The organism is Nonomuraea aridisoli, from assembly GCF_003236395.1.
GTDB classification, from domain to species: Bacteria; Actinomycetota; Actinomycetes; order Streptosporangiales; family Streptosporangiaceae; genus Nonomuraea; species Nonomuraea aridisoli.
Genome location: NZ_POUD01000027.1, coordinates 41814 through 51874 on the forward strand (window position 1 = coordinate 41814; position 10061 = coordinate 51874).

The following is a 10061-nucleotide window of genomic DNA, read 5'->3' on the forward strand; positions in this document are numbered from 1 at the left end:
TTGTCGCTCTCTCCTCGTGAGTCAGCCGGATTCAGCGGGATCGGGCCGCGATGGCCTCGTGGTACGCCTCGACGGTCTTCTTGGCCACGACCTGCCACGTGTAGCGCTCCATGACCCGGTCGTAGCCGGCCCGGCCGACCCGTTCGCGCTCCTCGGGGGAGTCGTGCAGCCGGCGCAGCACCGCGGCCAGCTCCTCGGCGTCGCCCGGCGGCACCTGCACGGCCGCGTCGCCCACCACCTCGGGCAGCGCGCCCGTACGGCTGGCGACCAGCGGGGTGGCGCAGGCCATGTGCTCGACTGCGGGCAGCGAGAAGCCCTCGTAGAGGCTGGGCACGACGGAGATCTCGGAGGTGGCGATCAGCTCGCCCAGCTCGTCGTCGGAGATGCCGTGCACGAACCGGACGCGGTCGTGCAGGGACAGCTCCTGGACGAGCTGCTCGGTCGGGCCGCCGGGAGTGGGCTTGCTGACGACGGTGAGGTTCACGTCGCGTTCGGTCGCCAGCTTGGCGACGGCCCGCAGCAGCGTGGCCACGCCCTTCATGGGCGAGTCGGCGCTGGCCACGGCCACGATCGAGCCCTTGCGGCGCGGCTTGTCCGGGCGCGGGTGGAAGTAGCGGGTGTCCACGCCGAGCGGGATCAGGCGCATGTTGGCCTGCGGGACGTTGAAGTCGCGGTGGATGTCGGCCAGCGACGACTCGCTGACGGTGAGGATGGGGTTCAGCCGGGGCGCGACGCGCGACTGCATCTTCACGAAGCCGTACCAGCGGCGCATGGTCAGCTTCTTCACGCCCTGGGCGGCCTCCAGCTCGATGCGGCGGTCGACGCTGATCGGGTGGTGGATGGTGCCGACCACCGGGAAGAGCTTCTGGATGCCGAGCAGGCCGTAGCCGAGGGTCTGGTTGTCCTGCACGACGTCGAAGTCGCCGACGCGCTTCTTCAGCTCGCGGTAGGCGCGCAGGGTGAACGTCAGCGGCTCGGGGAACCCGGCGGTCCACATGGTGCCGACTTCGAGCAGGTCGATCCAGTCGCGGTATTCGTGCAGCTTCGGCGTCCTGAACGGGTCCTCGTCGCGATAGAGGTCGAGGCTGGACACCTCGCGCAGGATGACGCCTTCGTCGAGCTCGGGGTAGGGCGGGCCGGAGAACACCTCGACGTGGTGTCCGAGGGCGACCAGCTCGCGGCTCAGGTGGCGGAGATAGACACCTTGGCCGCCACAGGTGGGCTTGCTGCGGTAGGACAGCAGCGCGATCCGCAGCGTTCGCTCCCGCACGGACACCCCTTTCTCCGCCGGTAAGGCCCTGGGCCGGGCGTGTACCGTGAAAGATGACCTTAGTCCGGCAAGGCTACCATTCGGTAGGTCCGGTGGAATTGTTCCCAATGACCGTCGCAGGTGGTGCGAACTGCGACGTTGCCGTGACCGAGCCTGGTTCGGTGAAACGCGTTCTATGCGGATTGATGCCCATCGAGGTGCTTAGCTGTACATTCCCGTCCCAAAGGGATGCGGAAGGCGATACTTGGAGGACCCTTGGCCAGGCGCGCTCTGATCACCGGCATCACCGGACAGGACGGTTCGTACCTGGCGGAGCACCTGCTGGACCAGGGGTACGAGGTGTGGGGGCTGGCCCGCGGCCAGGCGAACCCGCGGGTCTCCCGGATGCGCAAGCTGCTCTCCGACGTCCAGGTGGTGCGCGGTGATCTGCTGGACCAGGGGTCGCTGATCTCGGCCGTGGAACGTGTTCAGCCCGACGAGGTCTACAACCTGGGGGCGATCTCGTTCGTGCCCATGTCGTGGGAGCAGGCGGAGCTCACGGCCGAGGTGACCGGGATGGGCGTGCTGCGCATGCTGGAGGCGATCCGGGTGTGCTCGGGGGTGTCGCGGGGGGCCGCCGCGTCGTCCGGACAGATCCGCTTTTATCAGGCTTCGTCCTCTGAGATGTTCGGCCAGGTCACCGAGACCCCGCAGAACGAGCGCACCGCCTTCCACCCGCGTTCGCCGTACGGCGTGGCCAAGGCGTACGGGCACTTCCTCACCCAGAACTACCGCGAGTCGTACGGCATGTTCGCCGTCTCCGGGATCCTGTTCAACCACGAGTCGCCGCGGCGCGGCGCCGAGTTCGTGACCAGGAAGGTCTCGCTCGGGGTGGCCCGCATCAAGCTCGGCCTCGCCACCGAGCTGCGCCTCGGCAACCTGGAGGCCCGGCGCGACTGGGGCTACGCCGGCGACTACGTCAAGGCCATGCACCTGATGTTGCAGACCGCCGCCCCCGAGGACTACGTGATCGGCACCGGCCACATGAAGTCGGTCAGGGAGCTGGTCGAGGCCGCCTTCAGCGCCGCCGGGCTCGACTGGGAGCGCTACGTCGTGACCGACCAGGCGCTGCACCGGCCGGCCGAGGTGGACCTGCTCTGCGCCGACCCGAAGAAGGCCCGCACCCAGCTGCGCTGGGAGCCGCGCGTCTCCTTCGACGAGCTGGTGGCGATGATGGTCGAGTCGGACCTCCGCCTCCTCACCGACGGCGGCGACCCCGACCAGGACAGCTCCTGGCCCTGACGCCCGTCAGCGGGTGGCGCGGCGGTAGGCGCCCGGGGTGAGGCCGAAGCAGCGGGTGAACCAGCGGGTCAGGTGGGCCTGGTCGGTGAAGCCTGTCGCGGCGGCGGCCGCGCCGATCGGCGTTCCGGTGGCGATCAGGTCGCGGGCCGTCCTGAGGCGGAGCTGGCGCTGGTAGTCGCTGGGGGAGAGGCCGTACTCGGAGCGGAAGGCGCGGTAGACGGCGTACCGGCTGGCTCCGGCCGCGCGGGCGAGGTCGTCGATGGTGAGGTCGTCCGTCAGGCGGTCGTGGAGGAGCCGGCGTGCCTGGCCCGCCACGCGCCTCGACCGCGTCGGACCGGACGGCGCGTGGGCCGGGGTGGTGGCGGCCCTGCGGACGATCGCCGCCACGGTGGCCTGGAGCAGCTCGTCACGGCGCAGCGCCGTCGCGCCGTCGTCCAGGAGCGCCGCGTGCAGGGCGCGCAGGGCGCCGGCCAGGACGGGGTCGTCCACCACCGGTGAGGCGAACAGCGGCAGGCCCGCGCGGTGCCCCGTCGCGTCGGCGAGCGCGCCGGTGAGGAGCTCCGGGCCGATGTGGACCATGCGGTAGGTGAAGCCGAGCGCGTCGGCGGCGTGACCGTCGTGGGGGTCTTCGGGGTTGAAGGCCATGACCATGCCGGCGGCGCTGGTGTGCGCCTCCCCGCGGCACGTGAACGCCTGCGCGCCGGTCTCGGTGACGCCGAACGAGTACGTCTCGTGGCTGTGGCGGTGGTAGACGTGCCGCTCGAAGTGCGCGTACATCGCCTCCAGCCCGCGATCGGGCGCCCGCCAGTACCGAGCCCAGTCCCGCCTCACCCGTGCATTCTCCCCGGCTCTATTGACAAAGAGTGTTTTTACGTAAAGGATTGTTTTTGCGATGAGAGACGTCCTGTACCTGGAAGAGATCGAGCAGGCCGAGGCCCTGCTCAAGCCGCAGCGCGTGGAAGTGCTGCGGCAGCTGGCCGAGCCGCGCACCTGCTCCGAGGTGGCCGAGCGGCTCGGGCAGACGCCGCAGCGGGTCTACTACCACGTCAAACGGCTGGTGGAGGCCGGGCTGGTCGACCTCGTGTCCGAGCGCAAGGTGCGCGGCATCACCGAGGGCATCTACCAGGCCGGCGCGCGGTCGTACTGGCTGTCGCCGCGCCTGGTGGGCCGGATCGGGCTGCGCAGGGCGCGCGACGAGCTCAGCCTGGGCTACCTGCTCGACCTGATGGAGGAGGTCCAGGCCGACGTGGCGGCGCTCGACCGGAGCGCACCCGAGTTGCCGTCCATCGGAATGTCGGGGGAGATCCACGTGCGCCCCGAGCAACGGCAGGCGTTCCTGAACGACCTGCAGAACGTGCTGCAAGACCTGTTCACCCGTTACGGCGGTGCCGAAGGCGACGCCTTCAAGCTGGCCATCGCCTGCTACCCCAAAGCCGAGCCACAGCCCGAAGGAGAACGAGACGATGACTGAGCCTCTGATCATCCGTGCCCGCGTCCTCGCCCCCGTCAAGGAGGTCCGTCACGCGCTGACCGACCCGGCTTCCCTGCGGGTCTGGCTCGCCGAGCACGCCGAGGTGGAGCTGCCCGACCGGTTCGCCTTCTGGGGGCGTACGACCCCAGAAGGCGACGCGCCGCACCAGCGGCTGCTGCACGCCGACGAGCGCACGGTGCGCTTCGCCTGGCTGCTCGACGGCGAGGAGACGACCTCCGAGCTGAGCGTCGAGGCCGAGGGCGACGACGCGACGATCGTGACGGTGTCGCAGACGCACTTCGACTTCCAGGACGTCATCACGGGCAAGAGCATCCGCGGCGTGCTGCAGACGTACTGGTGCCAGGTGCTGGCGAACCTCGCCGAGCACTTCGAGGGCCGCGAGCTGACGCCCAAGGCCGACTACACCTCCGCCGACCTGCGGGCCACCGTCGTGATCGACGCCTCTCCGTCGGCGGTGTTCGCCTCGCTGACCGACTCGGAGGCCATCTCGAAGTGGTTCGGCTTCCCGATCGAGATCGAGCCGCGGGTGGGCGGCCGGTTCGCGATGGGCGGCTTCGACAACGACCCCAACCCGGCGAAGGTGCTGGAGCTGGTGCCCGACCGGAAGCTCTCGCTCGACTGGGGCCCCGGCACCGGGGTCGGCACGTGGGAGCTGGAGGGGTCCGGCGGGAAGACGCGGCTGACGCTGGTGGAGAGCGGGTTCGACGAGTCGCGGCCGCCGCACGCGGGCTGGGGCGGCATGCTGTCGGGTCTGGCCGAGCTGCGGCGCTATCACGAGGTGCCCGACTGGCAGCCGATGTTCCTGGCGTAGTGCCGGGGGCCGCACGAGCGTACAAGACCGGGCGGCGGCCGGGCGGGCAGGCTCGGGACCATGCGTTTCGACACCAAGATCGGGATCGTGGTCCGTGCGGACCTGGCCGCCTGGCAGCGGCTCAACGTCACCGCCTTCCTCGCCGGCGCCGTGGCCGGCGGGGTGCCCGGCGTGATCGGCGAGCCGTACGCGGACGCTTCCGGCAACGAGTATCTGCCGACGTTCCGTCAGCCGGTGCTCGTCTACGCGGGCGAGGTGGACGAGCTCCGGAGCGTACGGGAGAAGGCCGTGGGGCGGGGGATGGACGTGGCGGTGTACATCGAGGAGATGTTCAAGACGGGCCACGACGCGGACAACCGGGCGGCAGTGCGCGCGGTGGAGGCGCCGGACCTGGCTCTGGTGGGGGTGGCCGTCCACGGCCCCAGGAACGCCGTGGACAAGACTCTCAAGGGCCTGGCGCTCCATCCATGACGGCGACTCCCGTCAAGGGCCGAAGAGAACACCGCCGAGGTCGGCGTCGCCGAGCAGTCCCGCGAGCGCGGACCGCTCGCGGGCTGGTGTGTCGGCCGACGCCGTGGCCGGGGTCAGCGATCTTCCGATCACGGCGATCAAGGAGATCCGTACGAACGATTTCACCGTGCCGCCTGTTCGCAGTCATTTCGCCCGGACGCGTGCCGGGGGCAGCAGCGCGGCGGCCGCCACGATGAGCGGGTCCAGCCGGCCGTCGGCCGCGCCGGCGTCGGCGAGCAGCCTGGCCCGCATCCGGGGGTCCCAGAAGGCGTGGATGTGGGCGGCGATCTGCTCGGCGGCCCAGGCCGGGTCGCGGTTCCTGAACTGCACGGCGATCTCGTTCGCCATGCGGATGTGCGGGAGCGTCCCCGTCGCCGTCACGTGATCACCTCGCCACCGCGGTGGCCGGCTGCCTCAGCGACACCTGCACCGCGGTCACCTTGTACTCCGGGCAGCTGGTCGCCCAGTCGGAGTTCTCCGTGGTCACGACGTTCGCGCCGGTCACCGGGTGGTGGAAGGTCGTGGAGACCACCCCGACCGGCATGCGATCGTCGATCTTCAGGCTGGTCTCCCCGACCCGGCTGGTCAGCGCCACGGTGTCGCCGTCGCGGATGCCGCGCACCTCGGCGTCGTGCGGGTGCATTTCCAACGGACACGTGCCGGTAGCCGGGCAGCTCGTGCGGGAAGGAGCCCATGTCGCACGAGCCCTGCACGTTGTTCTGCTCGCGCAGCGGGTTCACCCCGACGCCGTCGCGGCCGATGTTGCCGGTCGCCATGGCCAGGTTGGCCATGCCCATCACCATGGTCGAGCCCTGGCTGTGCTCGGTGACGCCGAGGCCGTACATGATGGTGGCGTTGCGCGCGCTCGCGTACAGGCGGGTCGCGGCCCGCACCTCGGCGGCGGGGATGCCGGTGATCTCCTCGACCGCCTCGGGGCTGTGCTCGGGCGCGGAGATGAACCGCTCCCACTCGGCGAAGTCCTCGCAGCGCTCCTCCACGAACGCCCGGTCCACCAGGCCCTCGGTCACCACCACGTGGCCCATGGCGTTGATCAGCGCCACGTTGGTGCCGGGCCCGCACCCGCAGGTGGTGCTCGGCCTGGACGTGCGGGGAGCGCACCAGGTCGATCCGGCGCGGGTCGGCGACGATGAGCTTGGCGCCCTGGCGCAGCCGGCGCTTGATCCGCGAGCCGAACACCGGGTGGGCGTCGGTCGGGTTCGCCCCCATGATCAGGATGACGTCGGCCTGGTCCACGGACTTGAAGTCCTGGGTGCCGGCCGACGTGCCGTACGTCTGCTTGAGGCCGTAGCCGGTCGGGGAGTGGCAGACGCGGGCGCAGGTGTTCACGTTGTTGTTGCGTGCCTGGCCTGGATGTCCAGCATGCGGCTGCCGACGTGGCCGATGGCCTGCTCCCACTCCACCTCGCGCCAGGGATCGGTGATCCGCTCAGTCAGCATCGGCTTGAGCCGCCGGTCGGGGTGGGAGGCGTAGCCGAAGGCGAAGCGGCCCTTCACGCAGGAGTGGCCTTCGTTGGCCTTGCCGTCCTTGTGGGGCACCATGCGGACGACCTCGTCGCCGCGCAGCTCGGCCTTGTACGAGCAGCCCACGCCGCAGTAGGCGCAGGTGGTGAGCACGCTGCGGTTGGGCATGCCCAGCTCGACCACCGACCGCTCCTGCAGCGTGGACGTCGGGCATGCCTGCACTTAGGCGCCGCAGGACACGCAGTCGGACTCCATGAACGTGCCGCCGGCGCCGGCGGCGACCTTCGAGGCGAACCCCGAGGCCCTCGATCGTCAGGGCGAAGGTGCCCTGGATCTCACCGCAGGCGCGCACGCAGCGCGAGCAGGCGATGCACTTGCTCGCGTCGAAGTCGAAGCAGGGGTTGCTGCTGTTGGTCGGCAGGTCGAGGTGGTTCTCGCCGTCGAAGCCGTAGCGGACCTCCCGCAGGCCGACCACGCCGGACATGTCCTGCAGCTCGCAGTCGCCGTTGGCCGGACAGGTCAGGCAGTCGAGCGGGTGGTCGGAGATGTACAGCTCCATGACGCCGCGGCGCAGCTCGGCGAGCTTCGGCGTCTGTGTGCGCACCTTCATGCCTTCGGCGACCGGGGTGGTGTACGAGGCCGGGGAGCCCTTGCGGCCGTCGACCTCGACCAGACACAGGCGGCACGAGCCGAACGGCTCCAGGGTGTCGGTGGCGCACAACTTCGGGATGTCGATGCCGCACTCGGCCGCGGCGCGCATCACCGACGTCCCCTCCGGGACCAGCACCGTCCTGCCGTCGATCTCCACGGACACGGTCGCCTCGCCCGAGCGCGCCGGAGTGCCGTGGTCCTTCTCCTTGATGAGGCTCATCGCCGTTCCTCCGTCGTCACCCCGAAGTCGCCGGGGAAGTGGGTCAGGGCGCTCTGCACCGGCAACGGCGTCAGGCCGCCCATCGCGCAGAGCGAGCCCTCGGTCATCAGGCGGCACAGGTCGCCGAGCAGCTTCAGGTCGGCGGCCCTGTTCTGGCCCGCGACGATGCGGTCGATGACCTCGACTCCCAGCACCGCGCCGATCCGGCACGGGGTGCACTTGCCGCACGACTCGGCGGCGCAGAACTCCATGGCGAACCTGGCCTGCCCCGCCATGTCCACGGTGTCGATGAACACCACCACGCCGCCGTGGCCCACCACCGCGTCCGCCGCGGCGAACGCCTCGTAGTCCATCGGCAGGTCGAACCGGGACGTCGGCAGGTAGGCGCCGAGCGGCCCGCCTGCACGGCCCGCACCGGGCCGGCCGGATCGGGTGCCGCCGCCGTACCCCTCCACCAGCTCGCCGAGGGTGATGCCGAACGCGGTCTCCACGATGCCGCCGCGGGCGACGTTCCCACCGAGCTGGAAGACCTGGGTGCCGCGCGAGCGGCCCACCCCGAGCGCGGCGAACGCCTCCGGGCCGTCGGCCAGGATCATCGGCACCGAGCCCAGGGTCAGCACGTTGTTGGCCACGGTGGGCTTGCCGAACAGGCCCTCCAGGGCCGGGATCGGCGGCTTGGCCCGCACCATGCCGCGCTTGCCCTCCAGGCTCTCCAGCATGGAGGTCTCCTCGCCGCAGATGCACGCTCCGCCGCCGACCCGGACGAACGACGGCGCGCGGATACGCCTGTCAGGCGGTGGCGTAGCCGGACAGGGCCGGCTCCAGCAGGTCGAAGGCTTGGGTGGCGTCGGCGGCGATGGCGTGGGCGATTTGATCGTTGGGGTGTCCGGCGAGGGTGAGGGTTTGGATGCGCTGGAACAGCACGCGGTGGACGGCACTCAGCAGGCCGGCGGCGGTCTGGACGGTGATGTCGTCGGGCTGGGCGCCGGTGGCCTCGGCCAGGGCCCGGGCCAGGTGATTTTCACGCTGGTCGTGCAGGCCACGCAGGCAGACGTTCAGGGTCGGACTGTCGGCGATCATGCGGGCGAATTGCCGGCCGGAGAACCCGGCGACGGGGTCCTGGGCGGCCACGGCGTCGGCGAACGCGCGGCGCAGTGCGGCCAGCGCCGACTCTCCTGGGCGCCGGGCGCTGACGGCGACGGCCAGGGAGGCGGCGAACTGTTCCTGGTGGTCCAGGGCGAGATCTTCCTTGCGAGGGAAGTAGTTGGTGACGGTCTTCTTGGCCACGCGGGCGGCGGCGGCGATCTCGGCGATGGTCGTCTGCTCGAAGCCCTGGGCGATGAACAACCGGGTCGCGTGGTCGGAGATCAGCTGCCGGGTCTCCTGCTTCTTGGTCTCGCGCAGCCCCGTGGTCGCGGCGGGTGTCTGAAGGGCCATGGACCCAATCTTACCCTCGTAGCATTTTTATGTTGACACTCTTGAACTCATCAGGCTAAATTTACGACCGTCGCAAGTTTGCGACGGATATAACGACGAGCATGACAGGGACACCCATTGCGCAAGCTCGCTCGCGACCTCTCCCCACCCGTGGTGGAGTCCGCCACTCCGCCCCAGCGGTCCGCGCTGCGTGGCGCCGAACGGTGGCGCCCGCCCGCCGCCCACAGCATCCGAGCGTCGCAGCAGACCCGGGCACCTGCGCTCGCTGAGCCGCCGCCGCAGCTACTGACCCCGCTCAACCGCATCAAGGAGACTCGTGCAGTTCACCGCCTCCACCGTTTCGCTGACCGTTGACGACGTCACCTCGTCCCAGGAGTTCTTCACCGCCCACTTCGGCTACACCCTCCAGCAGGCCGGCGACGGTTTCGCGTCCCTGACCCGCTCCGACGCGTTCGATGTCGTTCTGCTCGCCCGCGGCATCCAGGTGCTGCCGCCCGAGCAACGCGACCAGCACGCCAGCGGTGTGATCCTGGCCTTCACCCTCGCCGGCGGCCTGCAAGAACAGGAAAGGCGGCTGCGCCACGCCGGCGTCGAGATCACCATGCCGCTGCGCCAGGAGCCCTGGGGCGAGCGTCTGTTCCAGGTCACCGACCCCAACGGAGTGATCATCCAGTTCGTCGAGTGGACCGCCTGACATTCCCCGCGATCGCCCAGGACCGGCGCGCCCCGTCCACCGACATCACGAAGGAGAGCCTTCTGTTGCGCAAGCTGGTGTACTACATCGCCACCACCCTCGACGGTTTCATCGCCGGCCCGGACGGCGCCGACCCCACCGGTCCGGACGGCCTCTGGCCCCTGCCCGCCGACTACGTCGAGCACATCGCGACCCACTACCCCGAGACCCTGCC

11 protein-coding genes and 5 pseudogenes are annotated in these 10061 nt (G+C 70.3%); 6 read left to right on the plus strand and 10 right to left on the minus strand.

The features are described from left to right. Window positions 1-31: 31 nt before the first annotated feature. Window positions 32-1276: a glycosyltransferase family 4 protein gene (locus C1J01_RS09765; RefSeq protein ID WP_111178282.1), complete on the minus strand. Its 1245-nt coding sequence runs from the start codon at window positions 1274-1276 to the stop codon at window positions 32-34. Window positions 1277-1525: 249 nt separating this feature from the next. Here C1J01_RS09765 and C1J01_RS09770 point away from each other — a divergent pair, with 249 nt between their 5' ends. Further along, window positions 1526-2551, plus strand: a complete 1026-nt coding sequence (locus C1J01_RS09770) for a GDP-mannose 4,6-dehydratase (protein WP_111178285.1) — start codon at window positions 1526-1528, stop codon at window positions 2549-2551. Between the two features lie 6 nt (window positions 2552-2557). On the opposite strand, the gene C1J01_RS09775 is transcribed toward C1J01_RS09770, so the two are convergent. Continuing rightward, entirely contained in the window at window positions 2558-3382 is an 825-nt protein-coding gene (locus tag C1J01_RS09775; protein ID WP_235854351.1) for an AraC family transcriptional regulator, read from the minus strand. A 61-nt stretch (window positions 3383-3443) separates the two neighbouring features. On the opposite strand from C1J01_RS09775, the gene C1J01_RS09780 reads away from it, so the two are divergent. The 3 genes from C1J01_RS09780 to C1J01_RS09790 are packed head-to-tail and all read left to right on the plus strand — an operon-like array spanning window position 3444 to window position 5325. Beyond that, window positions 3444-4022: a winged helix-turn-helix domain-containing protein gene (locus C1J01_RS09780; RefSeq protein WP_111178290.1), complete on the plus strand. Its 579-nt coding sequence runs from the start codon at window positions 3444-3446 to the stop codon at window positions 4020-4022. Further along, window positions 4015-4854 carry an SRPBCC family protein gene (locus tag C1J01_RS09785; RefSeq protein ID WP_111178293.1) on the plus strand — a complete coding sequence of 280 codons (840 nt, stop codon included), beginning with the start codon at window positions 4015-4017 and terminating at the stop codon, window positions 4852-4854. Before C1J01_RS09780 ends, C1J01_RS09785 begins: the two co-directional genes overlap by 8 nt. A 60-nt stretch (window positions 4855-4914) precedes the next feature. Next, window positions 4915-5325: a DUF2000 domain-containing protein gene (locus C1J01_RS09790; RefSeq protein WP_111178296.1), complete on the plus strand. Its 411-nt coding sequence runs from the start codon at window positions 4915-4917 to the stop codon at window positions 5323-5325. Window positions 5326-5337: 12 nt separating this feature from the next. Here the strand turns inward: C1J01_RS09790 and C1J01_RS49700 are convergent, their stop codons facing one another. The 8 genes and pseudogenes from C1J01_RS49700 to C1J01_RS09810 form a co-directional block, all read right to left on the minus strand. Next, window positions 5338-5490, minus strand: a complete 153-nt coding sequence (locus C1J01_RS49700) for a hypothetical protein (protein WP_181448668.1) — start codon at window positions 5488-5490, stop codon at window positions 5338-5340. An 18-nt stretch (window positions 5491-5508) separates the two neighbouring features. Beyond that, window positions 5509-5745, minus strand: coding sequence for a formate dehydrogenase subunit delta (locus C1J01_RS09795; protein ID WP_220039818.1), 237 nt, complete (start codon window positions 5743-5745; stop codon window positions 5509-5511). Next, window positions 5742-6446 (minus strand): annotated as a pseudogene (locus C1J01_RS54085) (molybdopterin-dependent oxidoreductase); the annotation flags it as partial. The pseudogene C1J01_RS54085 and the gene C1J01_RS09795, both read right to left, overlap by 4 nt. Before the next feature lie 103 nt (window positions 6447-6549). Then, a pseudogene (locus tag C1J01_RS53700) lies at window positions 6550-6711 on the minus strand (hypothetical protein); the annotation flags it as partial. A 197-nt stretch (window positions 6712-6908) separates the two neighbouring features. Continuing rightward, window positions 6909-7013 (minus strand): annotated as a pseudogene (locus C1J01_RS53705) (hypothetical protein); the annotation flags it as partial. A gap of 295 nt (window positions 7014-7308) precedes the next feature. Next, window positions 7309-7716: pseudogene (locus C1J01_RS53710) on the minus strand (2Fe-2S iron-sulfur cluster-binding protein); the annotation flags it as partial. Further along, window positions 7713-8435: an NADH-ubiquinone oxidoreductase-F iron-sulfur binding region domain-containing protein gene (locus C1J01_RS09805; RefSeq protein ID WP_220039822.1), complete on the minus strand. Its 723-nt coding sequence runs from the start codon at window positions 8433-8435 to the stop codon at window positions 7713-7715. The pseudogene C1J01_RS53710 and the gene C1J01_RS09805, both read right to left, overlap by 4 nt. Before the next feature lie 70 nt (window positions 8436-8505). Next, window positions 8506-9153, minus strand: a complete 648-nt coding sequence (locus tag C1J01_RS09810; protein WP_111178299.1) for a TetR/AcrR family transcriptional regulator — start codon at window positions 9151-9153, stop codon at window positions 8506-8508. A 316-nt stretch (window positions 9154-9469) separates the two neighbouring features. Between C1J01_RS09810 and C1J01_RS09815 the strand changes: the two genes are divergently transcribed. Together C1J01_RS09815 and C1J01_RS09820 are read left to right on the plus strand one after the other, a co-directional pair. Then, window positions 9470-9847: a VOC family protein gene (locus C1J01_RS09815; RefSeq protein ID WP_111178302.1), complete on the plus strand. Its 378-nt coding sequence runs from the start codon at window positions 9470-9472 to the stop codon at window positions 9845-9847. Beyond that, a pseudogene (locus C1J01_RS09820) lies at window positions 9835-10061 on the plus strand (hypothetical protein); the annotation flags it as partial. The gene C1J01_RS09815 and the pseudogene C1J01_RS09820, both read left to right, overlap by 13 nt.